Consider the following 25,805-nt stretch of genomic DNA (forward strand, 5'->3'; position numbering starts at 1 on the left):
ACGGTCGTCGGTCGAACGACGAACGCTACCCGTTGACGATCGTCCCGCCATTGGGATGGAGCACCTGGCCCGACATGTAGCTCGAATCCTCGCACGCCAGGAACAGGAAGCTCGGCGCGACCTCGTTGGGCTGGCCGGGGCGGCCCATGGGCGTGTCCTCGCCGAAATTCTCGAGCTTCTCGGGACTGGCGCCGCCCATCGGGTTGAGCGGAGTCCAGATCGGCCCGGGCGCGACCGCGTTCACGCGGATGCCCTTGCCGATCAGATTCTCCGACAGCGAGCGGGTGAACGCCGTGATCGCGCCCTTGGTGCTCGAATAGTCGAGCAGCTCCTTCGACCCCTGGTACATCGTCACGCTGGTGCAGTTGATGATCGCCGATCCCTCGCGCAGATGTTCGACCGCCGCCTGCACCAGGTAGAACATGCCGAAGATGTTGGTCTGGAAGGTCCGCAGCAGCTGTTCCTCGGTGATGTCGCGGATATCCTTGTCGGGGTGCTGCTCGCCGGCGTTATTGACGAGGATGTCGAGCCGCCCGAACGCCTCGATCATCGCCTCGACCGCGCGCTCGCACATCTTCTTCGATCCGACATCGGCCTTGATCGTGATCGCTCGGCCGCCCTCCGCCTCGACGATCGCCTTGGTGTCCTCGGCATCCTTGTCCTCGAGCAGATAGAGGATGCCGATATCCGCGCCCTCGCGCGCGAACAGCGCCGCGACCGCGCGGCCGATGCCGCTGTCGGCGCCGGTGATCAGTGCCGCCTTGCCCCGCAGCCGCCCCGAGCCGGGGTAGCGCGGCTGCCATTGCGGCTTGGGATCGAGCTTGTGCTCGTCGCCGGGCAGGGCGTCCTCGTGAATCATTTCGGCCGTGTTGGTCATCGTCTCTACTCCTCGCGGCAAGAACCGGCAGGCGCGGGGCGGAGTTCCGCCACACGAAACCTTGCGCGGCGATCGGTCGTTACTCCTGCGAACCATGTCCGCGACCGCGCCAAGTCCGAACCATCCCGATGGGATCGCGCCCGCTTCCGAGCGGCGCGGTGCGAACCTCAACTGGCTGTCGCTCGCGGTGCTCGGCGCAGTGATGCTGGCGGCGCTGCTCGGCGCGTTCGGGGGCGGCAAGGCGCGCAGCCTGGTCGCCGACGCGCCCGGCGCGCGGCTGGAGGTCCACACCCCGCGCGTCTTGCGCAACGGCATGTTCTTCGAGACCCGGCTCCGCGTCACCGCCAAGGCGCCGATCGCCGACGCGGTGATCGTGGTCCCCGCCGCATTGTGGCGCGACATGACGATCAACACGATGATCCCCGCGCCGGGCGAGGAGAAGACGGACAAGGGTGCGTTCCGCTTCAGCTATGGCGCGCTGAAGGCCGGCGACGTGCTCGAGATCAAGATCGACGGCCAGATCAATCCGCCGCTGTTCGCGGGGACGAACGGCGCGATCGAGCTGCACGACGGCGAGCGGCCGCTCGCGGCGATCCCCGTCGCGATCACGGTACTGCCCTGATGGATATCGTGCTCCGCGCCACGGTGATGTTCGCGATCCTGTTCGCGCTGCTGCGCCTGATGGGCAAGCGCGAGCTCGGGCAGATGACCCCGTTCGAGCTGGTGATGCTGGTGGTGGTCGGCGATCTCATCCAGCAGGGGATCACGCACAACGACTTCAGCCTGACCGGGGCGACGCTGGCGATCGCCACCTTCGCCTTCTGGACGGTGGTGCTGGGCTGGGTCGTCTATCTCTCACCGCGCGCGCAGCGGGTGATCGAAGGGACGCCGCGCGTGCTGATCCGCGACGGCGAGCTGATCGCGGCCAATCTCAAGCGCGACCGGCTGACCCGGGCGGAGATCGAATCGGAAATGCGGCTGGCGGGCATCGCGCGTCTGGGCGATGTCGCTTGGGCGATCCTCGAACCCGAGGGAAGGATCAGCTTCATCAAGCGGAACGGCGACAGCGACTCGTCGCGTCCCGACAATCCCAAGGCGACCTGACCGGCGCCCTGGCCTAGGGGGCTCAGACGAGGACGCCCGAGCCCGGCATGGCGGTGGTAGTGAGGATCATCACGCTGGTGAGGCCGAACGCGACGAGGGCGACGAGGACTTGGCGCGCCATGTGATCTGCTCCCGGGTTGGCGGGTCCGGTCAAGCGACCGGACCCATGCTGACGGTGTTGGCGATCATCACGACGGTGAACGCGGCGGCGCCGACCAGCGAGAAGGCGTAGCGGCTGAAGTCTTCGAAACGGAGGGCCATGATCTTAACTCCCTGTGCAATTCCGCCAGACCGTCCGGCGGGATGCTCGGGTATTTGCAGGGTGCGTGCCAGTTTTAGCAACTAGTTGAATTTCAAGGAATTATAATTTTGTTGCCGCGACGCATGGTGAAATTCGCCAATCAATATGGTGTAAATTACCAATGATCAGCCGGCCCGGACGCAGTTTCGCCCGTCTTTTTTGGCTGCATAGAGGAGCCGATCGGCGCGGCCGAAGCTGGTGCCGAACGATTCGCCCCCGGCGACCCGCGTGAGCCCCGCCGAGAAGGTGATCTCGCCCAGCGGCTCGTCGGTCTCGCGCAGCCGGTAGCGCTTCGCGGCGACCGTCGCGCGGGCATGGTCGAGCACGATCCGCGCCTTTTCGATATCGGCACCGGCGAACAGGATGGCGAATTCCTCGCCGCCATAGCGCGCGACGAGCTGCGCCGGGCAGCTCTCGACCAGCGCCTCGGCGATGGTCTTGAGCACACGGTCGCCCACGGCGTGGCCGAACCGGTCGTTGACGCCCTTGAAATGATCCACGTCGCACACCGCGACGCACATGCCCGCCCCCATGTCCGCCTGCGCGGCAAAGGCTTCCTCGAACGCGCGGCGATTGGGCAGGCCGGTCAGCGGGTCGCGGCGCGCATTGTCGCGCGCTTCCTCGAGCTTGTCGCGCAGCTCGCTCGCCTCGCGCGTCGCGCTTTCGAGACGCGTCTCGGCGCTATGCACGCGTTCGAGCATCGTCGCAGTCACGCGCGTGAGCTCGTCGAACAACGCGCCCTCGGTGCTGTCGCCATAGCGCCGGATCGCGTCCGCGCTCGCCTCGAGATCGCGGCCGAAACCCTGAGTCTCGACGCGGATCGCCTGGACCATGTCCTGGAACCCCTCGACCTGCATCTGAGTCTGGGCGACGAGGCCGTCAGCCTTTTCGCGCGCGCTGCGCGCGCTCGCCGGGCTTTCGCAGCCGAGCGCCGCGATGTCGCGCTGAGTCAGGCGCACGCCGCCGTCGGTGAGCGCGGCGACCGCCTTCGCCAGCGGACCCGCGGGGTCGTGGAGTAGATGCCAGGCGAACGCGAAGTTCGCCGGATCCGGCTCCAGCCGCTGGTCGAACAGAAATGTGCCGATGCGCTCGTACAGCTGCCGGGCCGGATCACCGGCGCCGACTGGACGAGCGGCCCTCGCCACCGTCATAGAATCCATCCCCACGCTCATCGCGGATGCCGCCCACACGCACCCGCCAACGCATTCCGATGAGGCCGGGTCTAGGCGCTAACTGCTAACATCCCGTGAAATCGTTTCGGGCAAAATAAGCATATTATTTCTGCCGCTTAGCCCGCCACTCCTTGACCGCAGCAAGCGTGTTGCGGATGTGCGGCGCCGGGCTCATCTCGCTGTGCGCGTACAGGATCTTGCCGTCGGGCGCGATGACGAAGCTGGTGCGGCTGGCCATCGCGGTCTTGGTGCCGTTGCGCTTCAAGGCGACGTCATAGCCTTCGATGATCGCCGGCGTCGCCTGCGCCACCGCGAACTTGCTCGCGCAATCCTTGGTCGAGAAGTCCTTGAGCTTGTCGATCGGATCGGCGGCCATGCCGATCACGGTCGCGCCCGCCGCCTTGAACTCGGGGGTCGCGGCGGCGAAGGCCTGCGCCTCGGCGCTGCAGCCCGGCGTGAACGACATCGGGTAGAAATAAAGGACCACCGGTCCCTTCTTGAGCTGCGCCTTGAGGTGGAGCTTGAACGCCTTGCCGCCGAGCGCTCCGACGGTCGAGAAATCGGGCGCGGCCGCACCGGGCGCGAGCTGTGCGGAGGCGGGAAGGGCGGCGGTCAGGGCAAGGGCGGCGATCGGGGCGATACGCATCGGGACTCTCCTTCGTTCGGGCGGATTATGCGCCCCTGCAACCGTGCCGCCAAGCCTAGCGGGTGAGCGAAATGCCGAGCCGCGCATGAGTGTCGCGGCGGCGATAATCGTCGAGCGCCTCGCCGAAGCCGGTGAAGCCCTGGCCGAACAGATAGATGCCGAACCCGCCGCCGAGATCGGCGAGCGGATAGGAAGCGAACAGCTCGGCCGCGCCGCGCCCGCTGTCGGGACTCCCGCGCACGTTGAGGCTGAGCTTGACGCTGTCGGGCTTGATCAGCGTCAGGCCGAGCGAGGCGTTGCCCCAATAGCGGTCGAGATCGGGCGCGACGCCCTGCTTGCCGACATAGATCCAGGCCTGCGGCGTCACTTCGGCGCGCCAGCCGTCACCCAGGTCGAACGCCTTGGTGAAGCGCGCGAAGATACGGTTCGAATCGATCGAGGTCCCCGTCCCCTCGCCGTTCGAATCGTGCCGCCAGCCGAGGCCGAACGCCGCGGTGTCGTCGACCGTCTTCTCGTAGAAGACCTCGGGCGAGTAAGTGGTGTGGACGAACGGGCCCGAGGGCAGGTCGAGCCGCCAGAACATCGTCTGGGTATAGGCGAACCTGAAGCCGCTGAGCGTGTTTTCGTCGCGGAACGGCTGGAAGGCGAAGCTGAACTGCAGCTTGGCGCTCGAATCGCCCGGGCCGAGCACGCCATAGACCGGCTCGTGCGGAGCGAAGCGCGTGAGGAAGCCCGACGAGGTGCCGGCCGAGCGACGCACCTCGGTCTCGCCGTCCGGGCTGACGGCCGCGGCGGCGCGGGCGTCGGCGGGATAGGCATTGCCCACCCCCGGCGGCAGCTCGCCCGCCGCCTTCGGTGCGGGTGCGGGACGCGCGGCATAGGCGACAGGCACGTAGCGCGCCTTGACGAAGCCCCCCGGCGCGATCGTCGCGGCGGGCGCGGGCAGCCGCTCGAGCGTCATGCGCGTGCCGTCGGCAGCGGTCACCTCGATCTGGCGCGGGCCCTCGGCAGGAACCGGCGCGGCGCCCTCGTTGAGCAGGATCACCTCGACCCCGCGCAGCGCCTCGCGCTCGGAAGCCGGCTGGGTCGGCACGGCGCGGACCTGCGCGGCGGCGGGCACGGCCAGCATGGCGAGCGGAAGGACAACCAGGCAACGCATCGCGGCCCCGGATGCCAGCAAGCGATGACGATTGCGAGTCGCTTGGCGCGGCGTCGAGCGGCAGGCTGAGCGGCTGGCGGAGACGGAGGGATTCGAACCCTCGGTACGGTTCCCCGTACGACGCTTTAGCAAAGCGTTGGTTTCAGCCACTCACCCACGTCTCCGGTTCAGCGGCGGAGCGCGGGCTATAGCGAGCCCGGTGCGGGCGATCAATGGGGGCGTTGAACGGCATTTGAGCGCGCTTGCGACTCGGGTGGACGCAAAATCGACTCGGGTCATCGCCCGTTCATTGCCGCCGCTGCACGTGGCGACCTAATGGCAGGCTGGCGGGAGGGTTTACCAATGCGGCGCGTATTGATCGGGTTGATGATGGCACTGGCGGTCCCCGCCGGGCCGGCGCTGGCGCAGAGCATCCGCACCGTCGATCCCAACAGCGCGATCGACGCCGACCTCGACCAGCCGCAGACCGTCGTCGCGCCCGCGCGGGACGCGATTCCCGCGGACGAGGCGCCGCCGCCGGCCGACGAGGCGGTCGATCCCGGCGCCGACTATACCCCGCCCGCCGATCGCGCGACGGGGGACGCCGCGCCCGTCACGACCGCGCCCCCGGCAACCACCGCCGCGCCCGTGGCCGGCGCCAACGGCCTCGCCAAGCCCGACGCGCCCACCACCTTCGACCGCGTCCGCCTCGTCGCCGCGGCCGAGGGCGTGTTCGGCAAGGGCGCGAGCGGCCTCGCCGCGCTGATCGAGGACATCCTCAAGGAGCAGGGCGAGCCCAACGCCTATATCGCGGGCAGCGAAGGCTCGGGCGCGATCGTCGTCGGGCTGCGCTACGGCTCGGGCCAGATGGTCCACGCGGTCGAGGGCGAGCGCAAGGTGTTCTGGACCGGGCCTTCGGTCGGCTTCGACATCGGCGGCGACGCCAACAAGGTGTTCGTGCTGGTCTACAATCTCTACGACAGCCAGGAGCTCTACAAGCGCTTCCCGGCGGGCGAGGGCCGCGTCTATTTCGTCGGCGGCTTTTCCGCCACTTATCTGCGCCGCGGCGACGTGGTGCTGATCCCGGTGCGGCTCGGCGTCGGCTGGCGGCTCGGCGCCAATGTCGGCTACATGAAGTTCAGCGAGAAGAGCCGCTGGTTCCCCTTCTGAGCTTGGCAGGACCCGCGCAGCGCGGCTAGGGCCGCACCATGCCCGTCTCCCAAGCCGATATCGAACTCGCCGAGCGCCTCGCCGATGCGGCGGGCGCTGCGATCCGCCCCTATTTCCGCGCCGAGCACGGGCTCGAGGCCAAGGCCGACGCCTCGCCGGTGACGCTCGCCGACAAGGAGGCCGAGGCGGCGATGCGGCGGCTGATCATCGCCGAACGGCCGATGGACGGCATCGTCGGCGAGGAGGAGGAGGACCGCCCCGGCACCAGCGGCCGGACCTGGGTGCTCGACCCGATCGACGGCACGCGCAGCTTCATCGTCGGCCGCCCGATCTTCGGCACGCTGATCGCGCTGCTCGAGGACGGCTGGCCGGTGCTCGGCATCATCGACCAGCCGATCATCGGCGAACGCTGGCTCGGCGTCACCGGGCGCGAGACGCTGTTCAACGGCAAGCCCGCGGTGGCGCGCACCTGCCGCGAGCTCTCCAAGGCGCTGCTCGCCACCACCTCGCCCGCTTTGTTCAGCGACGACCAGCTCCACGCCTTCGAGCATGTCGACGCCGCGGTGATGAGCACGGTGCTGGGCGGTGACTGCTATAATTACGGCCTGGTCGCTTCGGGCCATCTCGACCTGGTGATCGAGGCCGGCCTCAAGCTCCACGACTTCGCCGCCCTGGTGCCGGTGGTCGAGGGCGCGGGCGGGCGGATGTGCGACTGGCTCGGCGACCCGCTCCATGCCGGCAGCATCGGCGAGGTGATCGCGGCGGGCGATCCGGCGCGGATCGAGGAGATCATCGATGCGCTCGCCTGCCGAGGGCATTGAGCGCCGGAAGTTCACACTAGGTTGACACTATCGCGACGTCCTGCGCGAGGCCGTCAACCGCCGGATGCGCGCCCGTCCTGTCAAAGAGCCCGAATCGCTCCGGCTGCGCCAGCCAAGCAGACGAATTCCAACATTGCAAGTCGCCGAATCAATCGCCGTCGGGAAACGCGGCGGGGTTCCACACGACTTCCCAGAGATGGCCGTCGGGATCGCGGAAATAGCCGGCATGGCCGCCGTAGAAGGTGTCCCGCGGTTCCTTGACGATCTCGGCGCCGGCGCGGCGCGCCTGTTCGATCACCTCGGCCACCTCCTCACGACGCGACACATTGTGGCCGAGGGTGAAGGCGGTGGGGCTGGCGGGCGTCCTGGCGAGGCCGGTGTCGTGGACGATGTCGTCCTGCGCCCAGATCGCCAACCGTACGCCGCCCGCGAGCTGGAAGAAGGCGACCGCGCCATGCTCGAACTCGCGCCCGACAATGCCCTCGCTCGGCAGCCCGAGGCCGTCGCGATAGAAGGCGAGCGACCGTTCGAGATCGGCAACGCCCAGGGTGAGGACGGAAAGCCGTGGTTTCATCTCAGAAAATTCCCAGGAACTTCTTGCGTTGCTTCCTGCGCTCGTCCTTCGAGCGGCTGCCGTCCTCCGACTTGGCGGTGGTGCCCTTGCCGACATCGTCGCGCAGGCGCCCCTTGGTGTCGCGCTGCGCCCGCGCGGTGGCGCCCGCGAGCACCGGGCCGCAATCGGCCGACTTGGCGTCGCCGACATCGACGAAGGCGAGGAGCGAGGCGACCGGCGTCGCCACCACGCCGAGCCCGAGCCCGGCGCCCGCGCGCCCGAGCAGCTCGGGGCTGATCACGTCGATGCTCGGTCGCGCGAACGTGCCGCCGATGCCGACCGGCGACTGGCCGGCGAACAGGCTGAACTTCTTGCCGTCGGCGCGGAAGGCGAGGTCGAGCGATTCGTTGCGGAAGCTGAAGCCGCCGCGGCCGAGCATGACGTTCTTCTGCGTGTCGATCAGGATCGGATCGGCCGCCGCGATCCCGTTGCGCACGGTGAAGCCGATCAGGCCGCAATTGATCTGCACCGGCTCCTTCAAGCGGCCCTCGAACATCTTCTGGATGAAGGTGCCGATGTCGAGCTCGGACAGCTGGACGTTGCGCGTCCAGAAGCTGCCGCGCGGCAGGATCACCGCGATCCGCCCGTTGGAGGCGGCGAGCGACTTGCGCACGCTGTCCCCGGTGCCGGTCATCTTGACCCGCGCTTTCAGCGTTCCCGTGGTGCCCGATTCCTCGACCCCGAGGCCCTTGAGCAGCACCCCCATCGGCGTCGGCGAAAGGCGGATATCATAGTCGGTGAAGACCGCGGGGTTGCGGGCGTTGATCGTGATGTCCGAGCTGACCGTGCCGCGCGCCATCGCGAAGTTGAACGGCGAGAGCTTGAGCAGCCGGTCGTCGAGGCTGAGGCCGAGGGTGATGTCGCTGAGCGGCAGCTCCTCGGCGCGCACGCGCGCGACCTTCCAGTTCACGCGCGCGTCGAAGTTGCGCAGCGCCTCGACCCGGAGCGGCGCGTCGGGGAGGATACGGGTGGTGCCGCCGACATGCTCGGTCACCGCACCTGCGGCCGACGCCCGCGGGCTGTAGCCGATGAACGGCCCGGCATCGACGATGTCGAGCGCGCGCGTCACGAGGTCGGCGTCGAGGAACAGCCGCGGCTCGCCGATCCGCACCGTCATCCGCCCGGCGAGGTCGCTCTCGCCGAACCGCCCGCGCAGGCCGGTGAAGCGCCATTCGTCGCCTTGCTTGGTCAGCGCCGAGCGCAGCCGGTAGTTGCGCGTGTCGGGCACCGCGATGCCGAACACGGCAAAGGCGTCGGCGAGGTTCTGCCCGCGCACATCGGCATCGAGCTTGGCGCCCTCGATCTCGGTCGCGCCGGGCAGCGTGCCGGTGATGTCGGCGCGGGTGCGCACGCCGTTGATGCGCAGCGCGAGCTGGTTGTGCCCGCCGGCCACGGTCGCGTTGGGCGAGAGCAATGCGCCCCACAAGGTGAAGGGGGTGCCGCGCGCGGTGCCCTCGCCGCGGAAGCGGATCGAGTTGGCGAAACGGTCGTCGCGCGCCTCGACCGTGTCGACCGTGATGTCGGCGGTCAGCCGCAGGCGCGGGTCGCGGTAGCGCACGCGGGTGCCGGCGACGACCGCGCGGCGGATCAGCGGCAGGTCGAGCGGCTCGCCCTTCTCCTCGCTGAAAGTCCAGCTGTTGCGCCGGCCCGCTTCGTCCCAGCGCAGGTCGACCGTACCGCCCTGAAGGTCGAGGATGTTGATCCGCCGCTCGCCCCAGATGAACGAGAAGGTCGCGACATTGGCCTCGATCCGCTTCGCTTCGAAGAAATTGCCGCCGCGCGCCCAAGCCGGGTTGGAGACGGTAAGGCCCTCCGAGACGTATTTCACGTTGATCGGGTTGAAGTAGAACTGGAAGTCGCCCGCGACGCGCACCTCGCGCCCGGCGGCGTTGCTCGCGATCCGCTCGAACGTGCCTTTGAGGAACCGCCCCTTGGTGATGTAGAGGATCGCCCAGGCGAGGAACAGCGCGAGCAGGATGCCGCCGATCACCCGCAGCGCGATGACGAGCGGGCGCGGCCAGCGGCGCTTTTCTTCCGCTGGCTTGTCGCTCACCGGCGGGTCGACGGGAATCGAGTCCGCCGCGGCGATCGGAGAATCCCGGTCGGCCATGTCGCTGAAAAGACTCGTAGCCTTAGCGAGTTCCCTGCGGTTGCATTCCGCGACCTTTCCCGCTAATGGCCCGCCTTTCCGCGATTCAGGGGAACTGCCCGGCTAACTAGGGCTGCCGGGGCCGTTCGAGATCGTCGCGCGTAAAAGGAGACGAAAATGCCCAAGATGAAGACCAAGAGCGGTGTGAAGAAGCGCTTCAAATTCACCGCGACCGGCCTGGTGAAGCACGGCGTCGCCGGCAAGCGCCACCGGCTGAGCAGCCATAACGCGAAATATATTCGCACCAACCGCGGCACGTCGGTCCTGTCCGACTCCGATGCCGGCCATGTGCGCCTCTGGGCGCCCTACGGCCTCAAGTAAGGAGTAGCAGACCATGGCACGTGTCAAGCGTGGTACGACCACCAAGGCGAAGCACAAGCGGATTCTGGATCAGGCGAAGGGCTATTATGGCCGTCGCAAGAACACCATCCGCATCGCGCGCCAGGCCGTCGAGAAGGCCGGCCAGTACGCCTATCGCGACCGCAAGGTGAAGAAGCGCAGCTTCCGCGCCCTGTGGATCCAGCGCATCAACGCCGGCGTCCGCGCCGAGGGCCTGACCTATTCGCAATTCATGCACGGCCTGAAGCTCGCTGGTATCGAACTGGACCGGAAGGTCCTGGCTGACATCGCGATGCACGAGGGCGAGGCGTTTACCGCCATCATCGCGCAGGCGAAGGCGGCGCTGCCCCAGGCCGCCTGAGGCCGCTGCACGCGATCGAACAAATGGGGCGCCGGTGGAGACACCGGCGCCCTTTTTGGTTTCGGGACGCTTCTAAAACCCCATCGTCATTCCCGCGAAGGCGGGAATCCATTCAGGCTGACGGTGCGGCTCTTTCCGAGAATGCAGGTTGAATGGATCCCCGCCTGCGCGGGGATGACGGTGCAGAAGGGAAAAACCATGACGCTCCAGACCTGGTGGCTCTATGTCACCGCCGTGTTCCTGATCGCCGCGACGCCGGGGCCGAACATGCTGCACGTCATGGCCCAGAGCATCCATCACGGCGTGCGCCGCTCGGTCGCGTCGATGGCGGGGCTGATGACCGCCGTGCTCGCCTGCCTGTTCGCCTCCGCGGCGGGGCTCGGCGCGCTGCTCAAGGCGTCGCCGATGCTGTTCGACGTGCTGCGTTATGCCGGCGTCGCCTATCTCGTCTGGCTCGGCATCAAGGCGTGGCGCGCGCCGGTCGGCGGCGGCGACGCGGACGCCGGGAAGCCCGCCCCGCCCTCGCTCCGCGCGATGTACGCGACCGGCCTCGGCACCGGCTTTTCCAATCCCAAGCTGATCGTCTTCGCCGCGGCGCTGTTCCCGCAATTCCTCGACCCGGCCAGGCCGTTCGCGCCGCAGCTCGCGATCCTGGTGGCGAGCTTCATCGTGATCGAGACCTTCTGGTACGGCGTCTATGCGCTGGGCGGCCGCTCGCTCGCCGCATGGCTCGCGCCGGTCAACCGCCAGCGGCTGTTCAACCGGGTCACGGGCGGGATCTTCGTCGCGTTCGGCGCGGCGCTGTTCGGAAGCCGGGTTTAGGCAGCGGATTAGTTCTTAAGTCCGTCATTCCCGCGAAGGCGGGAACCCATTCTGGCTGGCGGTGCGGTTCTTTCGAAACGGCAGCGTGAATGGATCCCCGCCTTCGCGGGGATGACGAGGGGGAGGAGAAGGATGGAAAAGCAACCCTGCGTCTACATCCTGGCGAGCGGGCGTGCCGGCACCCTCTACACCGGCGTCACCTCTGATCTGCTCGGCCGTCTCCACAACCACCGCGAAGGCGTCACCAAAGGCTTCGCGAGCAAGCACAAGGCATTGAAGCTCGTCTGGTACGAAATGCACGGCGAGATGGAAGCCGCTATCGTCCGGGAAAAGCGCATCAAGAAATGGAATCGCGACTGGAAACTGAACCTGATCGAGCAATCCAATCCGGAATGGGTTGACCTCGCCGTCGGGCTGGGCTTCGAGCCGCTTTGATTGGATTCCCGTCCGCGCGGGATGGCGGAGTAAGACATTGACCACCGATCTCGACCAACTCAGGGCCGAATTGCTCGCCTCGATCGATGCCGCGGCGGGCGTCGAGGCGCTCGACGCGGTGCGCGTGCATGCGCTCGGCAAGCAGGGCGCCGTCACCGGGCTGCTCAAGACGCTGGGCGCGATGAGCCCGGAGGAGCGCCAGGAAACCGGCCCGCGCATCCATGCGCTGCGCGAGGCGGTGACCGAGGCGATCGCGGCGCGCAAGGCGGCGCTGGAGGACGCGGCGCTCGAGGCGAAGCTCGCCGCCGAGACGCTCGACATGACGCTGCCGGCCGACGGCGTGCCCGCAGGCAGCGTTCACCCGGTGAGCCAGGTGATGGACGAGCTCGCCGAGATCTTCGCGGACCTGGGCTTCGCGGTCGCGACCGGGCCCGAGATCGAGGACGACTGGCACAATTTCAGCGCGCTCAACATTCCCGAGACGCATCCCGCGCGGGCGATGCACGACACCTTCTACCTCGCCGGCGAGCATGAAACGCCGATGGTGCTGCGCACCCACACCTCGCCGGTGCAGATCCGCGCGATGAAGGCGGCGGGCGGCGACAAGCCGGTGCGGATCATCGCGCCCGGGCGCACCTATCGCTCAGATAGCGACGCCACTCACACCCCGATGTTCCACCAGGTCGAGGGGCTGGTGATCGACAAGGGCATCACGCTCGGCCACCTCAAATGGACGCTCGAGACCTTCCTCAAGGCGTTCTTCGAGCGCGACGACATCGTGCTGCGGCTTCGGCCCAGCTACTTTCCCTTCACCGAGCCGTCGGCGGAGGTCGATGTCGGCTTCTCGATCGTCAACGGCAAGCGCGTGATCGGCGGGTCCGAAGGCTGGATGGAGGTGCTCGGCAGCGGCATGGTCCACCGCAAGGTGATCGAAGCCGGCGGCTATGACCCCGACCAGTGGCAGGGCTTCGCCTTCGGCTGCGGGATCGATCGCCTGGCGATGCTCAAATACGGGATGGACGATCTGCGCGCCTTCTTCGACGGCGACCTGCGCTGGCTCAGGCATTACGGCTTCTCGGCGCTCGACGTGCCCACGCTGTCGGGAGGAGTCGGCGCATGAAGTTCACCCTGTCCTGGCTCAAGGAGCATCTCGACACCGACGCGACGCTCGACCAGATCGACGCGGCGCTGACCCGCATCGGGCTGGAGGTCGAGGGCATCGAGAATCCGGGCGAGAAGCTCGCGGCGTTCCGCGTCGCGAAGGTGCTCACCGCCGAGCGCCATCCGCAGGCCGACAAGCTGCAGGTGCTGACCGTCGACACCGGGGACGGCGTGCCCCTCCAGGTCGTGTGCGGCGCTCCCAATGCGCGCGCGGGCCTCGTCGGCGTGCTTGGGCTCCCCGGGGCGACCGTCCCCGCCAACGGCATGGTGCTCAAGGTCGCCGCGGTGCGTGGCGTCGATTCGAACGGCATGATGTGCTCGAGCCGCGAGCTCGAGCTCGGCGACGATCATGACGGGATCATCGAGCTGCCCGAGGACGCGCCGGTCGGCACGAGCTTCCCCGATTATGCGGGGCTCAACGACCCGGTGTTCGACGTGTCGATCACCCCCAACCGGCCGGACTGCATGGGCGTGCGCGGCATCGCGCGCGACCTCGCCGCGGCGGGGCTGGGGACGCTCAAGCCGCTCGCGGTCGAGCCGGTGGCGGGCGAAGGCCCGGGGCCCGACGTCGCGACGCTCGACCCCGAGGGCTGCCCGGCCTTCTACGGCCAGTCGGTGAGCGGAGTCGTCAACGGCGCCTCGCCCGAATGGATGCAGGCGCGCCTGAAGGCGATCGGGCAGAAGCCGATCAGCGCGCTGGTCGACATCACCAACTATGTGAGCGTCGATCTCGGCCGGCCGCTCCACGTCTACGACCGCGCCAAGCTCAGCGGCAGCCTCGTCGCGCGCAAGGCCAGGGACGGCGAGCAGGTGCTGGCGCTCAACGGCAAGACCTATACGCTCGACGCGACGATGACCGTGATCGCCGACGACGTGGCGGTCCACGACATCGGCGGGATCATGGGCGGCGAGGAATCGGGCTGCTCCGAGAGCACCACCGACGTGCTGATCGAATGCGCCTATTTCGATCCGGAGCATATCGCGCGTACCGGGCAGAAGCTGATGCTGACCTCGGACGCGCGCTCGCGCTTCGAGCGGGGGGTCGATCCGGCGTTCCTCGACGACGGGCTCGCCATCGCGACGCGGCTGGTGGTCGAGCTGTGCGGCGGGACGGCGAGCGGGGTCACGCGCGCGGGCACGCCGCCGCAGGTCGGGCTGACGCTCGGCTACGATCCCGCGCTGGCCGAGACGCTCGGCGGTCTCGCCATCCCGGCCGAACGCCAGAAGGACATTCTCGAATCGCTCGGTTTCACCGTCGAGCCGCTCGATGCGAATGGCGATCCGGTCGAGCTTGCCCAAGGCTTCGACGCCTTCCGCGTCACCGCGCCGAGCTGGCGTCGTGACGTCGACGGCCCCGCCGACCTGGTCGAGGAAGTGATCCGCATCGAGGGCATCGACAAGGTGCCCTCGACCCCGCTGCCGTGCGAGGCCGGCGTCGCCAAGCCCACCGCGACGCCCGAGCAGAAGCTCGAGCGCCGCATGCGCCGCACCGCGGCGGCGCGGGGGCTCAACGAAGCGGTGACGTGGAGCTTCATCGCCGAGCCGGAAGCCGCGCCCTTCGGCGGCGGCGCCTGGACCCTCGCCAATCCGATCAGCGAGGACTTGAAGGTCATGCGCCCCTCGCTGCTCCCCGGCCTGCTGATGGCGGCGGGGCGCAACCTCAAGCGCGGCGCGACGAGCGTGCGCCTGTTCGAGATCGGCCGCCGCTATCTCGCGGACGCCGAGAAGCTGACGCTCACCGCGGTGCTGGCGGGCGACGCGACGCCACGCGGCTGGGCGAGCGGCAAGGCGCAGCCCTTCACCGCCTATGCCGCCAAGGCCGAGGCGCTGGCGCTGCTCGAGGCCGCGGGCGCGCCGGTCGGCAATCTGCGGGTGATGGGTGAGGCCGGCGATGCCTGGCATCCGGGCCAGTCCGCGACCTTGCGGCTCGGTCCCAAGACCATGCTTGCCGCCTTCGGCATGCTGCATCCGGCATTGCTCAAGCGGTTCGACCTCGACGGCCCGGTCGCGGCGGTCGAGATCTTCCTCGACGCGATTCCCGCCAAGCGCGCGACGGGCTTCATGCGTGCGCCCTATACGCCGCCCGCGCTGCAGGCGGTGACGCGCGACTTCGCCTTCATCGTGCCGGCCGGGCTGGCGGCGGGCGACCTCGTCCGCGCGGTCAAGGGCGCGGACAAGGCCACGATCACCGATGCGCGGCTGTTCGACCTGTTCACCGGCGCCGGCGTCGAGGAGGGCAGCAAGAGCCTCGCGGTGGAGGTGACGCTGCAGCCCGGCGAGAAGAGCTTCACCGACGCCGAGATCAAGGCGGTGGCGGACAAGGTCGTCGCCGCGGCGGCGAAACTGGGCGGGGTGCTGAGAGGCTGACCCGACCCGCCATCCCGGCCCCGTGCCGGGATCCACGCTGCCGTGAGCGATGAACAGGAACCTGATCCGCGCCGGCCGACGCGCGGTGGATCCCGGCACGGGGCCGGGATGACGAAGAAAGGAACGGCATGAAGACCGCACTCATCACCGGCGCGACATCGGGCTTCGGCGCGGCCGCATCGCGCGCCTTCACCGCCGCCGGCTGGCGCGTGATCGGGACCGGGCGGCGCGCCGACCGGCTCGAGGCGCTCCAGGCCGAGCTCGGCGACGACAGATTCCACCCGGCCGTGTTCGACATTCGCGACGAAGCCGCGCGCGACGCCGCGCTCGACACGCTGCCCGAGGCGTTCCGCGGCATCGACCTGCTGGTCAACAATGCCGGCCTCGCGCGGGGGACCGAGAAGGCGCAGGAGGCTTCGCTCGACAATTGGCGGGTGATGATCGACACCAACGTCACCGCGCTGGTCGAGATCACCCACAAGCTGCTGCCGACCCTGGTCGAGCGTCGCGGCGCGATCATCAACCTGTCCTCGGTCGCCGCGACCTACCCCTATCTCGGCGCCAACGTCTATGGCGGGACCAAGGCGTTCGTGCACCAGTTCAGCCTGTCGCTGCGCTCGGACCTCGCCGGCACCGGGGTGCGCGTCACCTCGATCGAGCCGGGCATGGCCGAGACCGAGTTCACGCTGGTGCGCACCGGCAGCCAGGAAGCCTCGGACAAGCTCTATGGCGGCGCGAACCCGATGACGTCCGAGGACATCGCCGCGATGATCCTGTGGGTCGCTTCGCTCCCGCCGCATCTCAACATCAACGTGATGGAAATGATGCCGGTCAATCAGTCGTTTGCCGGCTTCGCGGTACATCGGGACGCGCAATGATCCTCTACGGCCATCCTTTCTCCTCCTATTGCCAGAAGGCGCTGATCGCGCTGTACGAGACCGTGACCGCGTTCGAGTTCCGCGTCGTCGGACCCGACCCCGCGGTGAACGCCGAGTTCAAGGCGCTGTGGCCGCTCAAGCGCTTCCCGGTGCTGGTCGACGGCGACTGGACGCTGCCCGAGGCGAGCATCATCATCGAGCACGTCGCGCCGCATTTCCTGGCCGGCGGGATCGAGGCGCGGCTGCTCGACCGCGTCTTCGACAATTATGTGATGACGCCGCTGCAGAAGATCGTCGGCGACGCGATGCGGCCGGCGGACGCCAAGGACCCGCACGGCGTCGCCGAAGCGCGCGCGACGCTCGACAAGGCCTATGGCTGGCTCGACGCGCATATGGCGGGCCGGCAATGGGCCGCGTTCGAGTTCGGGCTGGCCGACTGCGCTGCGGGCCCTTCGCTCTTCTACGCCGATTGGGTGCATCCGGTCCCGGCCGAGCATGCCGCGCTGCGCGCCTATCGCGCCCGGCTCAGCGCACGGCCGAGCTTCGCCCGGGCGATCGAGGAAGCCCGGCCGTTCCGTCATTATTTCCCGCTCGGCGCGCCCGACCGCGACTGATGATCGAAATCGCCAACGACACGCTCAGGGCACGGATCGCCCCGCTCGGCGCGGAGCTTTCCAGCCTGACCGATGCCGCCGGCCGCGAGCTGATGACCGATGCCGACCCCGCCTATTGGACGGGTCGCGCGCCGCTGCTGTTCCCGATCGTGGGCGCGCTCAATGGCGGCGTCTACCGGCTCGACGGCAAGGAATATGCTTTGCCTCAGCACGGCTTCGCGCGGCGGCGGGAATTCGCGGTGGTCGAGCAGGCGGCGGATCGGGCGCTGTTCCGGCTCGAGGATGATGCCGAGACCCGGCTGGTCTATCCCTTTGCCTTCGCGCTCGATGCCATGTTCGCCCTCGACGGCGCGACGCTGGCGATGGACGTGGCCGTCACCAACCGTGACTCGCGCGACATGCCCGCAAGCTTCGGCTTCCACCCGGCCTTCGCCTGGCCGCTGCCCGGCGGCGGCGCCAAGGAGGACCATCGCATCGTCTTCGCGCGGGACGAGCCTGCCAGGCTCAACCGGATCGAGAGCGGGCTGATCGGCGCGCCGGAACGCGACACGCCGGTCGAGGGCGACACGCTATGGCTGCGCGACGAGCTGTTCGCGCAAGATGCGCTGGTGTGGGAAGCGCCGGCCAGCCGAGCGCTGCGCTATGGCGGGAAGACCGGCCCGCAGCTCGACATCGCCTTTGCGGACATGCCGACGCTGGCGATCTGGACCAAGCCGGGCGCGCGCTTCATCTGCGTCGAGCCGTGGCAGGGCCATGCCGATCCCATCGGCTTCGCCGGCGAGATCCGGGACAAGCCGGGCATCGAGCGGCTGGCGCCCGGCGAACGGCGAACCTATGCCATGCGGGTGACGCTGCAGCCCTGACCATCGGAGCGCCCATGACCGACGCGATGCTCCCCCGCCGTACCCTGATCGCCGCCGCTGCGGCGATGCCACTGGGCTTCGTCGCGGGGGGCTGTGCGGCGCGCGGGGCGGGCGGAACGCGCGAGGGCTGGACCAACCCGCTGGTGCGCCAGCGCGCCGACCCGCACGTCACGCGCCATCGCGGAAGCTATTATTTCACCGCGTCGGTCCCCGAATATGACCGGATCGTGCTGCGCCGCGCGGCGACGCTCGCTGGCCTGGCCGACGCCACCGAGGCGGTGCTGTGGCGCCGGCCGGTAAGCGGGCGGATGGCGGGCTATATCTGGGCACCCGAGCTGCACCGCTTCGACGGGCGCTGGCACGTCTATTTCGCCGCGGGCGACGGCGACGAGAAGTTCCGCATCCGCACCTATGTGCTGGCGAGCGCCGACCCCGATCCGATGGCGGCGCGCTGGACCTTGCTCGGCCAGCTCGAGACGCCGTGGGACAGCTTCGCGCTCGACGCGACCAGCTTCGAGCATCGCGGCACGCGCTATCTGTGCTGGGCGCAGGCCGAGCCGGGGATCAAGACCAACAGCAACCTCTACCTCGCCCCGCTCGCCACGCCGACCACGCTGGCGCGGCCGCCGGTGCGGCTGACCGTCCCCGAGCTCGACTGGGAAGTGCAGGGCTACAAGGTCAATGAAGGACCCGCGCTGCTCGCGCATGGCGGGCGGCTGTTCCTCACTTATTCGGCGAGCGCCACCGACGCGCGCTACTGCATGGGGATGCTCAGCGCCGCGGCCGGCGCCGACCTGATGGACGCGGCGTCGTGGACCAAGTCGCCGGTGCCGGTGCTCGCGACCGACGCGGCGGCGGGCGTGTTCGGGCCGGGCCATAACAGCTTCACGACCGACGCCGCGGGACGGCCGGTGATCGTCTATCACGCGCGCGACTATCGCGAGATCAAGGGCAATCCGCTGTTCGATCCCAATCGCCATGCCCGGGCGGAACATGTGCGCTTCGACGCCCGCGGCGTTCCGCAATTCATGCCGCCAGCGCCCGACGGACCGGTGCGCGGCTGAACCAAGGCGGCGGGGCCGAAACCCGCCGCCGCCGTCCTCAGCTTTCGATGAAGGCGAGCAGGTCGGGGTTCACCACCTCGGGATGCGTCGCGCACATGCCGTGGGGCAGGCCCTCATAGGTCTTGAGCGTGCCGTTGCGGAGCAGCTCGACCGCCTTCGGCGCCGAATCGTGATAGGGCACGATCTGGTCGTCGGTGCCGTGCATCACCAGCACCGGCACCTCGATCGCCTTCAGATCCTCGGTGAAGTCGGTCTCGCTGAACGCCTTGATGCAGTCGTAATGCGCCTTGGCGCCGCCGATCATGCCCTGGCGCCACCAATTGTCGATCAGCCCCTGGCTGACCTTCGCGCCCTCGCGGTTGAAGCCGTAGAAGGGTCCGGTGGGCAGATCGATGTAGAATTGCGCGCGGTTGGCGAGGAGCGCCTCGCGCAGGCCGTCGAACACCTCGAGCGGCAGGCCCTCGGGATTGCTGTCTTTCCTGACCATCACCGGCGGCACCGCGCCGATCAGCACCGCCTTGGCGACGCGCCCCGGCTCGGCGCGGGCTACGTAATGCGCCACCTCGCCGCCGCCGGTCGAATGGCCGACATGGATCGCGCCCTTGAGGTCGAGCGCCTTGACCAGCGCCGCGACATCGGCGGCATAGGTGTCCATCTCATTGCCTTCCCAGGTCTGCGACGATCGGCCGTGCCCGCGGCGGTCGTGCGCGATCACGCGATAGCCGCGTGCCAAGAAGAACAGCATCTGGTTGTCCCAGTCGTCCGCGCTGAGCGGCCAGCCATGGTGGAAGACGATCGGCGTCGCGTCGCGCGGACCCCAATCCTTGTAGAAGATCTCGGTGCCGTCGCTGGTGGTGATGGTGCTCATGGCTCGCATCCTTGGCTGGATCGCCTCGCGGGACACGTGGCGTGGCGGCACCGTTACGCTTCCGTCCGAGTCGCTCAAAGTGCAACGTTCGAAAGCGATCGTTTCCAATCGCGAAACGCTCGATTCGCGGGCCACTTGCCGCTAGAGGGCCGCGATGCCCGAGAATGTGATTCCTGGTCGCCGCACCTTCGCGATCATCTCCCACCCCGACGCCGGCAAGACCACGCTGACCGAGAAGCTGCTGCTGTTCGGCGGTGCGATCCATCTCGCCGGCGAGGTCAAGGCGCGCGGCGCCGCGCGGCGCGCGCGATCGGACTGGATGAAGATCGAGCAGCAGCGCGGCATCTCGGTGACCTCGTCGGTGATGACCTTCGAGCGCGACGGGGTGACCTTCAACCTGCTCGACACGCCGGGCCACGAGGATTTCTCGGAAGATACCTACCGCACGCTGACCGCGGTCGATTCGGCCGTCATGGTGATCGACGTCGCCAAGGGCATCGAGAGCCAGACGCGCAAGCTGTTCGAGGTGTGCCGCCTCAGGAACGTGCCGATCATCACCTTCGTCAACAAGGTCGACCGCGAGGGCCGCGAGGTGTTCGAGACGCTCGACGAGATCGCCGAGCTGCTTCAGCTCGACGTCGCGCCGATGACCTGGCCGGTCGGCATGGGCGGCACGTTCGAGGGGGTGTACGACCTCGTCGCCGACCGCCTGCTGCTCCCCGAGGGCGACAGCCGCGAATTCCAGGGCAAGGTAGTGCAGACCAGCGGCCTCGACGATCCGCAGCTCGACGCGATCGTCAGCGAACAGAACCTCGCCAAGCTGCGCGAGGACGCCGAGCTGGCGTTGGCGGGCTATGCGTCGTTCGACGGCGAAGCGTATCGCAACGGCGACCTCACCCCGGTCTATTTCGGCTCGGCGCTCAAGGAATTCGGGGTCGATTCGCTGATCGACGCGATCGCGCGCCACGCGCCGCCGCCGCATGCGCTCCCCGCCGAGCCCGCGCCGGTCTCGCCCGACAACAGCGAAGTCACCGGCTTCGTGTTCAAGGTGCAGGCGAACATGGATCCCAAGCACCGCGACCGCATCGCGTTCATGCGGCTGGTTTCGGGTACCTTCAAGCGCGGCATGAAGCTCACCCCCTCGGGCCATGGCAAACCGATCGCGATCCACTCGCCGATCATGTTCTTCGCGCAGCAACGCGAGCTGGCCGACGAAGCTTTCCCCGGCGACATCATCGGCATCCCCAACCACGGCACGCTGCGCGTCGGCGACACGCTGAGCGAGAAGGCCGGCATCCGCTTCACCGGCCTGCCCAATTTCGCGCCGGAGATCCTGCGCCGCGTGCAGCTCAAGGACCCGACCAAGACCAAGCAGCTGCGCAAGGCGCTCGACGACCTCTCCGAAGAGGGCGTGATCCAGGTCTTCTATCCCGAGATCGGGTCGAACTGGATCATCGGCGTGGTCGGCCAGCTCCAGCTCGACGTGCTGCTCTCGCGCCTCGACGCCGAGTACAAAGTCGGCGCGGTGCTCGAGCCGGCGCCGTTCGACACCGCGCGCTGGATCGGCGGCGAGGCGGGCGACGTGAAGGAATTCATGGACCTCAATCGCACCGCAATGGCCAAGGATCGCGACGGCAACCCGGTGTTCCTCGCCAAGTCGGCCTGGGAAGTCGGCTATGTCGCCGACCGCTATTCCAGGGTGAAGTTCATGGCGACGCGCGAGCGCTGATGAAGACGCGGCCCGGAATCTGCGCGCGCAAGCGGCGGTTCCGGACCGAAGAGGAAGCGATGCAGGTGGCGCGCGACGCGCGGATCACGCTGCGCGTCTATCGCTGCGCCTTGTGCCGCGACTGGCACCTCACCAGCCGCACCAAGGGGATGCGGCGGCCGGGCTAGGCCGCCTCCTTCACCCAGTCGCCGCGCAGGGGCTTGACCGCCAGCAGCATCAGCACCGCGGCGACCAGGTAGAAGCTGAGCGCGCTCACCGCCGCGTAGCGCAGCGCTTCGTTGCCGTAGCTCGCGGTCATCGCGTCCGACATCGCACCCATCACCCAGGAACCCGCACCGAGCCCGATCAGATTGTTGATCAAGAGGAAGCTCGCGCTCGCCGTCGCGCGCATGTGCGGCGGGACAAGGTGCTGGACCGCGGTGGTGACCGGGCCGAGCCACAGGATGTTGAGCCCGTTGGGGATCAGGAACAGGAACCAAGCGAGCGTCACGTTGTTCGTCAGGAACGCGCCGGCGAACAGCGGCACGGTGATCAGCCACGCGACGGCGGGCAGCTTGGCATAGACGCCGCGGTCGCCCTGCCCCAGCCGGTCGGCGAGCCAGCCGCCCATGAACACGCCGATCGTGCCGCCGACCAGCAGCACCGACCCGAAGAACAAGGCGGTCGTGCGCAGGTCGAGGCCGAAGCTGCGGATCAGCACCGACGGCGCCCAGAAGGCGAGGCCATAGCCGCACATCGAGCTGAACCCGGCGGCAAACGCCATCAGCCAGAAGCTCCGCTTCCTTGCGAGGATGCCGAACACCTCGCCGAGCGGCACGCGTTCGGCGGTGGTGGCGGGGCGCGGCGGCTCCTTGACGACGAGGCGGAAGACCGGGGCGATGACGACGCCGGCGAGGCCGACGACGATGAACGCCGCGCGCCAGTCGACGGTCGCGGCGATCCACGCGCCGAGCAAGGTACCCGAGGCGAGACCGATCGGGATGCCGAGCGAATAGATGGCGAGCGCCCGCGCGCGTTGTTCGGGCGGGAAATAGTCGGCGATGATCGCATAGGAGGGCGCGACGCCGCCGGCCTCGCCCACGCCGACGCCGATGCGCGAGAGAAACAGGCTCCAGAAGCCGGTGGCGAGGCCGCACAAGGCGGTGAACCCGCTCCACACGGTGAGCGACGCAGTGACCACCCAGGTGCGGCTGGTGCGGTCGGCGAGCAGCGCGAGCGGCACGCCGAGAGTCGAATAGAGAAAGGCGAAGGCGATCCCGCCGAGCGCGCCGAGCTGCGTGTCGGTGAGCTGGAGGTCCGCCTTGATCGGCGCGACGAGGATGCCGAGGATCTGCCGGTCGAGGAAGTTGAAGGTATAGACCAGCAGCAGCATCGCGAGCACCAGCGCGCGATAGCCGGGCGTGCCATGGCCTGCTTGTGGCGTGCCGCTCTGTGCCATCCGTCCCTCCCCTTCGAAAATGCGTTGGCCGGACGCCCGCTGCGAGCGCCCGGCCAAGTCAGTCTGCCAAACCGTTATTCAAAACGCGATCAGAACTTGCCAGACCCTAGAACTTCACCGTGCCGCTGACGAACACCTGGCGCGGGTTGCCGTAATAGGCGGTGAGCACGCCCTCGGCGCCCAGCGTCGAGCTGATCCCCGGCTGCCCGTTCGCCAGGATGAACTGGCCGGTGTCGGGGTTCTGACGCAGGAAGTTGTAGCCCGCGACGATGTAGCGCTTGTCGGTCAGGTTGCGGCCATGGACGCCGATCGAGAAGGTCTCGTTGATGTCCCACACCAGGTTCGCGTCCCACAGCGCATAGCCCGGCTGGTCGAGGCCCGGCGTCTTCAACTCGAACTGCTGGCTATCGCCGCGATAGGACAAGGTGGTGTTGAAGTTGACCGAGCCGTCGCCGACCGGCGCGGTGTAGGCGATCGTGCCCGACGCGGTCCAGTCGGGGGTGTTCTGGATCTTGCGGCGGTCCGCAACGTCGATGCCGCGCGCGTCGATGAACTGCTTGTACTTGGCATCGAGATAGCCGAGCGACCAGCCGAGGTTGAGCGTGCCGCCCGCGGTGCCGAAATCGCGCGCCGCGACGAGATTGCCCTCGAACTCCACGCCCTTGAACTCGGCCTTGCCGGCATTGGTGGTGATGCCGGCGAAGGTGGTGATCCCCCCGGCGGTGACGCCGACCGAGCCCGGCACCTGAACGTCCTTGTACTCGGCATAGAAGCCGGCCAGCGCGAAGGTCAGGCGGCGGTCGAACAGCGACGCCTTCCAGCCCGCTTCATAGCTGTCGACCGTCTCGGGATCGAACGACAGGAAGTTGTAGATGTCCTCCTGGTCGCCACCGGCGCCGCCGACGCCGTTGCCGTTGAGATCGGGCGCCGAGATGCCGACGCCGCGCGGGTCGAAGCCGCCCCCCTTGAAGCCCTTCGAATAGGAGGCGTAGATCGTGTGATCCGGCGTCGGCTTGAAGCTGATCGAGGCGCGCGGGGTGAACTTGCTGAAGTCGGCCTTGCCGCGGAAATCGGTCTGGCGGAGGATCGGCGCGGTGGTGCCGCCGAAGAAGGGCGAGCTCCCGAGATAGACGTTGCGCTGGACGATCGATTCGCGGCGGTCCCAGGTGTAGCGCCCGCCGACCGACAGGCTGATCTTGCCGATGTCGTAGGTGAAGTCGCCGAATATCGCGCCGGTCTTGGTCTCGACCTCGCCAAAGGTCAGCGCGGTGACGGTGCCCGGGGTACGCACGTCGAACACGGTGCGCGCCTTGGCGTCGAGCCAATAGCCGCCGATCAGACCGTTGAAATCGCCGGTATCGATCAGGAACTGGATTTCCTGGCTGAGCTGCTCGTTGTTGTAGAAGGCTGGCACGTCGACATCGACCGCTGGCAGCGCGTCGAAGTCGATCGGGGTCGAGCTGTCGTCCTTGCGATAGCCGGTGATCGCACGGAAGGTGAGCCACTCGGCCGGGCGGAACTCGAGCAGGCCGGAGAAGCCCCAGGCCTCCACATCCTGCGCCGGCGCGACGAGGCCGCCGCGGCTGTCATAGACGTTGCCGAGCACCGGCGCGCCGGTGGCGAGCGACGGGATCAGGCGGTGACCACCGCGCGGGTTGCTCTTGTCCTTGGTGTAGTCGCCGGTGATGCGCACGAACGCCTCGTCGCTCGGCACGATCTCGATCGTCCCGCGCGCCGCCCAGATGTCCTTGTTGTAATTCTCGAGGCCGGTGGTCAGGTTCTCGCCGAAGCCGCCGCGCGACAGCCGCGCCGCCGCCGCGCCGATCCGCACGGTGCCGTCGCCGATCGGCAGGCTGCCGCTGATGACGCCGTCGGCCTGGTCATAGCTGCCGTAAGTGCCCTTGATCTTGAGCGTGGGCGTGTTGCCGAGCCGCCTGGTGACGTACTTGACCGCGCCGCCGATCGTGTTGCGGCCATAGAGCGTGCCCTGCGGCCCGCGCAGCACCTCGATCCGCTCGACGTCGTAGATGTCCATCACCGCCGCCTGCGGGCGGTTGAGATAGACATCGTCGAGATAGATGCCGACGCCCGCCTCGAAGCCCGCGACCGGGTCCTGCTGGCCGACGCCGCGGATGAAGGCGGAGAGCGTGTTGTTGGTGCCGCGCGACACTTCGAGCGTGACGTTGGGGGTGGTCGCGGCGATGTCGGTGACGTCGATCGCGCCCGCCGCCTCGAGCTGCGCACCGCTATAGGCGGTCACCGCGATCGGCACGTCGAGCAGGCTTTCCTCGCGGCGGCGCGCGGTGACGACGATCTCGCCCGGTGCGGCCTCTTCCTCGGCCGCGGCGGTATCGGCCGGCGCGTCCTGCGCGAGCGCGGGCATGGCGACGAGCGCGCCCAATGCGGCACCCGTGCCGAGAAGCGTGCGGGCAGACGGAATCAGGCGTAGCATCAAGGCTTCCTCCCCAGATTGCAGCCGCGGCGCTCCCACGGCTTGTAAGACGTTGGAGGACGCTATAGTGAAACCTGAACCGGGTTTCAACTTCCGGATGCGGGAGAGGCGCGAATGACGCAGAATCGTGGCACGGCAGCCACAGTCGGGGCGGGGATGGTCGCGAAGAGCGAAGGCGCGGCGAGCGAGGGCAAGGAACCGCGCACCGCGCGCGGCCGCCGCACCTTGCGCACGATCCTCGACGCCGCCGCCGCCGAGTTCGGCGAAAAGGGCTTTCACGAAGGCTCGATCAGCGGGATCACGCGCCGCGCCGGCGTCGCGCTCGGCAGCTTCTACACCTATTTCGATTCGAAGGACGCGGTGTTCCGCGCGCTGGTGCGCGACATGAGCGAGCAGGTGCGCGAGCATGTCGCCCCCGCGATC

At 68.4% G+C, this 25,805-nt stretch carries 26 protein-coding genes and 1 tRNA gene; 17 read left to right on the forward strand and 10 right to left on the reverse strand.

Features of this window, described 5'->3' with window-relative positions:
* Positions 1-25: 25 nt before the first annotated feature.
* Positions 26-877: an SDR family oxidoreductase gene (locus tag ABDV68_RS06545; protein WP_343518935.1), complete on the reverse strand. Its 852-nt coding sequence runs from the start codon at positions 875-877 to the stop codon at positions 26-28.
* 94 nt (positions 878-971) lie between these two features.
* Between ABDV68_RS06545 and ABDV68_RS06550 the strand changes: the two genes are divergently transcribed.
* Entirely contained in the window at positions 972-1,499 is a 528-nt protein-coding gene (locus ABDV68_RS06550) for a hypothetical protein (RefSeq protein WP_343518936.1), read from the forward strand.
* Positions 1,499-1,981 (forward strand): YetF domain-containing protein, encoded by a 483-nt coding sequence (locus ABDV68_RS06555; RefSeq protein WP_343518937.1) that lies wholly within the window; start codon positions 1,499-1,501, stop codon positions 1,979-1,981. The genes ABDV68_RS06550 and ABDV68_RS06555 overlap by 1 nt, the downstream gene beginning before the upstream one ends.
* 426 nt (positions 1,982-2,407) lie before the next feature.
* On the opposite strand, the gene ABDV68_RS06560 is transcribed toward ABDV68_RS06555, so the two are convergent.
* The 4 genes from ABDV68_RS06560 to ABDV68_RS06575 all read right to left on the reverse strand — a co-directional run bounded on the left by ABDV68_RS06560 (position 2,408) and on the right by ABDV68_RS06575 (position 5,423).
* A complete protein-coding gene (locus ABDV68_RS06560; protein ID WP_343518938.1) occupies positions 2,408-3,433 on the reverse strand; it encodes a GGDEF domain-containing protein in 1,026 nt (341 codons plus the stop codon).
* A gap of 124 nt (positions 3,434-3,557) precedes the next feature.
* The gene (locus ABDV68_RS06565) at positions 3,558-4,100 is read right to left on the reverse strand and encodes a redoxin domain-containing protein (protein ID WP_343518939.1); all 543 of its coding nucleotides are present in this window, start codon (positions 4,098-4,100) and stop codon (positions 3,558-3,560) included.
* 55 nt (positions 4,101-4,155) lie between these two features.
* A complete protein-coding gene (locus ABDV68_RS06570; protein ID WP_343518940.1) occupies positions 4,156-5,259 on the reverse strand; it encodes a phospholipase A in 1,104 nt (367 codons plus the stop codon).
* A gap of 74 nt (positions 5,260-5,333) precedes the next feature.
* Positions 5,334-5,423: transfer RNA gene (locus ABDV68_RS06575), tRNA-Ser, on the reverse strand.
* Positions 5,424-5,601: 178 nt separating this feature from the next.
* On the opposite strand from ABDV68_RS06575, the gene ABDV68_RS06580 reads away from it, so the two are divergent.
* Positions 5,602-6,408, forward strand: coding sequence for a DUF1134 domain-containing protein (locus ABDV68_RS06580; protein ID WP_343518941.1), 807 nt, complete (start codon positions 5,602-5,604; stop codon positions 6,406-6,408).
* Positions 6,409-6,446: 38 nt separating this feature from the next.
* Positions 6,447-7,229: a histidinol-phosphatase gene (gene hisN / locus ABDV68_RS06585; protein ID WP_343518942.1), complete on the forward strand. Its 783-nt coding sequence runs from the start codon at positions 6,447-6,449 to the stop codon at positions 7,227-7,229.
* A gap of 148 nt (positions 7,230-7,377) precedes the next feature.
* Here the strand turns inward: hisN and ABDV68_RS06590 are convergent, their stop codons facing one another.
* Together ABDV68_RS06590 and ABDV68_RS06595 are read right to left on the reverse strand one after the other, a co-directional pair.
* On the reverse strand, positions 7,378-7,803 hold the full coding sequence (locus ABDV68_RS06590; protein ID WP_343518943.1) for a VOC family protein: 426 nt from the start codon (positions 7,801-7,803) through the stop codon (positions 7,378-7,380).
* A 1-nt stretch (position 7,804) separates the two neighbouring features.
* Positions 7,805-9,952, reverse strand: coding sequence for an AsmA family protein (locus tag ABDV68_RS06595; protein ID WP_343518944.1), 2,148 nt, complete (start codon positions 9,950-9,952; stop codon positions 7,805-7,807).
* Between the two features lie 156 nt (positions 9,953-10,108).
* Here ABDV68_RS06595 and rpmI point away from each other — a divergent pair, with 156 nt between their 5' ends.
* The 10 genes from rpmI to ABDV68_RS06645 all read left to right on the forward strand — a co-directional run bounded on the left by rpmI (position 10,109) and on the right by ABDV68_RS06645 (position 18,895).
* On the forward strand, positions 10,109-10,312 hold the full coding sequence (gene rpmI, locus ABDV68_RS06600; protein WP_265118137.1) for a 50S ribosomal protein L35: 204 nt from the start codon (positions 10,109-10,111) through the stop codon (positions 10,310-10,312).
* 13 nt (positions 10,313-10,325) lie between these two features.
* Positions 10,326-10,691 carry a 50S ribosomal protein L20 gene (rplT, locus tag ABDV68_RS06605; protein WP_010543146.1) on the forward strand — a complete coding sequence of 122 codons (366 nt, stop codon included), beginning with the start codon at positions 10,326-10,328 and terminating at the stop codon, positions 10,689-10,691.
* Positions 10,692-10,889: 198 nt separating this feature from the next.
* Positions 10,890-11,513 (forward strand): LysE family translocator, encoded by a 624-nt coding sequence (locus ABDV68_RS06610; protein ID WP_343518945.1) that lies wholly within the window; start codon positions 10,890-10,892, stop codon positions 11,511-11,513.
* A 132-nt stretch (positions 11,514-11,645) separates the two neighbouring features.
* Positions 11,646-11,948: a GIY-YIG nuclease family protein gene (locus ABDV68_RS06615; protein WP_343518947.1), complete on the forward strand. Its 303-nt coding sequence runs from the start codon at positions 11,646-11,648 to the stop codon at positions 11,946-11,948.
* Positions 11,949-11,985: 37 nt separating this feature from the next.
* Positions 11,986-13,068, forward strand: coding sequence for a phenylalanine--tRNA ligase subunit alpha (pheS, locus tag ABDV68_RS06620; protein ID WP_343518948.1), 1,083 nt, complete (start codon positions 11,986-11,988; stop codon positions 13,066-13,068).
* Complete coding sequence (gene pheT, locus ABDV68_RS06625) at positions 13,065-15,476, forward strand: phenylalanine--tRNA ligase subunit beta (protein WP_343518949.1); 2,412 nt, start codon at positions 13,065-13,067, stop codon at positions 15,474-15,476. Before pheS ends, pheT begins: the two co-directional genes overlap by 4 nt.
* Before the next feature lie 128 nt (positions 15,477-15,604).
* Positions 15,605-16,354, forward strand: coding sequence for an SDR family NAD(P)-dependent oxidoreductase (locus ABDV68_RS06630; RefSeq protein ID WP_343518951.1), 750 nt, complete (start codon positions 15,605-15,607; stop codon positions 16,352-16,354).
* Positions 16,351-16,968 carry a glutathione S-transferase family protein gene (locus ABDV68_RS06635; RefSeq protein WP_343518952.1) on the forward strand — a complete coding sequence of 206 codons (618 nt, stop codon included), beginning with the start codon at positions 16,351-16,353 and terminating at the stop codon, positions 16,966-16,968. The genes ABDV68_RS06630 and ABDV68_RS06635 overlap by 4 nt, the downstream gene beginning before the upstream one ends.
* The gene (locus ABDV68_RS06640) at positions 16,968-17,831 is read left to right on the forward strand and encodes an aldose 1-epimerase family protein (RefSeq protein WP_343518953.1); all 864 of its coding nucleotides are present in this window, start codon (positions 16,968-16,970) and stop codon (positions 17,829-17,831) included. The genes ABDV68_RS06635 and ABDV68_RS06640 overlap by 1 nt, the downstream gene beginning before the upstream one ends.
* A gap of 14 nt (positions 17,832-17,845) precedes the next feature.
* Positions 17,846-18,895, forward strand: coding sequence for a glycoside hydrolase family 43 protein (locus ABDV68_RS06645; protein ID WP_343518954.1), 1,050 nt, complete (start codon positions 17,846-17,848; stop codon positions 18,893-18,895).
* A gap of 37 nt (positions 18,896-18,932) precedes the next feature.
* Here the strand turns inward: ABDV68_RS06645 and ABDV68_RS06650 are convergent, their stop codons facing one another.
* Positions 18,933-19,763 carry an alpha/beta hydrolase gene (locus ABDV68_RS06650; protein ID WP_343518956.1) on the reverse strand — a complete coding sequence of 277 codons (831 nt, stop codon included), beginning with the start codon at positions 19,761-19,763 and terminating at the stop codon, positions 18,933-18,935.
* 154 nt (positions 19,764-19,917) lie between these two features.
* On the opposite strand from ABDV68_RS06650, the gene ABDV68_RS06655 reads away from it, so the two are divergent.
* Complete coding sequence (locus ABDV68_RS06655; RefSeq protein WP_343518957.1) at positions 19,918-21,492, forward strand: peptide chain release factor 3; 1,575 nt, start codon at positions 19,918-19,920, stop codon at positions 21,490-21,492.
* Entirely contained in the window at positions 21,492-21,659 is a 168-nt protein-coding gene (locus tag ABDV68_RS06660) for a hypothetical protein (RefSeq protein WP_343518958.1), read from the forward strand. The genes ABDV68_RS06655 and ABDV68_RS06660 overlap by 1 nt, the downstream gene beginning before the upstream one ends.
* Here ABDV68_RS06660 and ABDV68_RS06665 read toward each other — a convergent pair.
* Both ABDV68_RS06665 and ABDV68_RS06670 read right to left on the reverse strand, forming a co-directional pair.
* On the reverse strand, positions 21,656-22,930 hold the full coding sequence (locus tag ABDV68_RS06665) for an MFS transporter (protein WP_343518959.1): 1,275 nt from the start codon (positions 22,928-22,930) through the stop codon (positions 21,656-21,658). The two genes, ABDV68_RS06660 and ABDV68_RS06665, sit on opposite strands and share 4 nt — an antisense overlap.
* A gap of 106 nt (positions 22,931-23,036) precedes the next feature.
* The gene (locus ABDV68_RS06670) at positions 23,037-25,313 is read right to left on the reverse strand and encodes a TonB-dependent receptor (protein WP_343518960.1); all 2,277 of its coding nucleotides are present in this window, start codon (positions 25,311-25,313) and stop codon (positions 23,037-23,039) included.
* Positions 25,314-25,538: 225 nt separating this feature from the next.
* Here ABDV68_RS06670 and ABDV68_RS06675 point away from each other — a divergent pair.
* Positions 25,539-25,805 (forward strand): TetR/AcrR family transcriptional regulator (locus ABDV68_RS06675; protein ID WP_343518961.1); only part of this gene is annotated, 267 nt, incomplete at its 3' end.

Origin of the sequence: Sphingomonas sp. (assembly GCF_039595165.1) — a bacterium.
Lineage (GTDB): Bacteria > Pseudomonadota > Alphaproteobacteria > Sphingomonadales > Sphingomonadaceae > Sphingomonas.

Coding starts and splice junctions, on each gene's coding strand:
- ABDV68_RS06545 (WP_343518935.1), bottom strand. CDS start 877: ATGACCAACACGGCCGAAATGATTCACGAGGACGCCCTGCCCGGCGAC.
- ABDV68_RS06550 (WP_343518936.1), top strand. CDS start 972: ATGTCCGCGACCGCGCCAAGTCCGAACCATCCCGATGGGATCGCGCCC.
- ABDV68_RS06555 (WP_343518937.1), top strand. CDS start 1,499: ATGGATATCGTGCTCCGCGCCACGGTGATGTTCGCGATCCTGTTCGCG.
- ABDV68_RS06560 (WP_343518938.1), bottom strand. CDS start 3,433: ATGACGGTGGCGAGGGCCGCTCGTCCAGTCGGCGCCGGTGATCCGGCC.
- ABDV68_RS06565 (WP_343518939.1), bottom strand. CDS start 4,100: ATGCGTATCGCCCCGATCGCCGCCCTTGCCCTGACCGCCGCCCTTCCC.
- ABDV68_RS06570 (WP_343518940.1), bottom strand. CDS start 5,259: ATGCGTTGCCTGGTTGTCCTTCCGCTCGCCATGCTGGCCGTGCCCGCC.
- ABDV68_RS06580 (WP_343518941.1), top strand. CDS start 5,602: ATGCGGCGCGTATTGATCGGGTTGATGATGGCACTGGCGGTCCCCGCC.
- hisN (WP_343518942.1), top strand. CDS start 6,447: ATGCCCGTCTCCCAAGCCGATATCGAACTCGCCGAGCGCCTCGCCGAT.
- ABDV68_RS06590 (WP_343518943.1), bottom strand. CDS start 7,803: ATGAAACCACGGCTTTCCGTCCTCACCCTGGGCGTTGCCGATCTCGAA.
- ABDV68_RS06595 (WP_343518944.1), bottom strand. CDS start 9,952: ATGGCCGACCGGGATTCTCCGATCGCCGCGGCGGACTCGATTCCCGTC.
- rpmI (WP_265118137.1), top strand. CDS start 10,109: ATGCCCAAGATGAAGACCAAGAGCGGTGTGAAGAAGCGCTTCAAATTC.
- rplT (WP_010543146.1), top strand. CDS start 10,326: ATGGCACGTGTCAAGCGTGGTACGACCACCAAGGCGAAGCACAAGCGG.
- ABDV68_RS06610 (WP_343518945.1), top strand. CDS start 10,890: ATGACGCTCCAGACCTGGTGGCTCTATGTCACCGCCGTGTTCCTGATC.
- ABDV68_RS06615 (WP_343518947.1), top strand. CDS start 11,646: ATGGAAAAGCAACCCTGCGTCTACATCCTGGCGAGCGGGCGTGCCGGC.
- pheT (WP_343518949.1), top strand. CDS start 13,065: ATGAAGTTCACCCTGTCCTGGCTCAAGGAGCATCTCGACACCGACGCG.
- ABDV68_RS06630 (WP_343518951.1), top strand. CDS start 15,605: ATGAAGACCGCACTCATCACCGGCGCGACATCGGGCTTCGGCGCGGCC.
- ABDV68_RS06635 (WP_343518952.1), top strand. CDS start 16,351: ATGATCCTCTACGGCCATCCTTTCTCCTCCTATTGCCAGAAGGCGCTG.
- ABDV68_RS06640 (WP_343518953.1), top strand. CDS start 16,968: ATGATCGAAATCGCCAACGACACGCTCAGGGCACGGATCGCCCCGCTC.
- ABDV68_RS06645 (WP_343518954.1), top strand. CDS start 17,846: ATGACCGACGCGATGCTCCCCCGCCGTACCCTGATCGCCGCCGCTGCG.
- ABDV68_RS06650 (WP_343518956.1), bottom strand. CDS start 19,763: ATGAGCACCATCACCACCAGCGACGGCACCGAGATCTTCTACAAGGAT.
- ABDV68_RS06655 (WP_343518957.1), top strand. CDS start 19,918: ATGCCCGAGAATGTGATTCCTGGTCGCCGCACCTTCGCGATCATCTCC.
- ABDV68_RS06660 (WP_343518958.1), top strand. CDS start 21,492: ATGAAGACGCGGCCCGGAATCTGCGCGCGCAAGCGGCGGTTCCGGACC.
- ABDV68_RS06665 (WP_343518959.1), bottom strand. CDS start 22,930: ATGGCACAGAGCGGCACGCCACAAGCAGGCCATGGCACGCCCGGCTAT.
- ABDV68_RS06670 (WP_343518960.1), bottom strand. CDS start 25,313: ATGCCCGCGCTCGCGCAGGACGCGCCGGCCGATACCGCCGCGGCCGAG.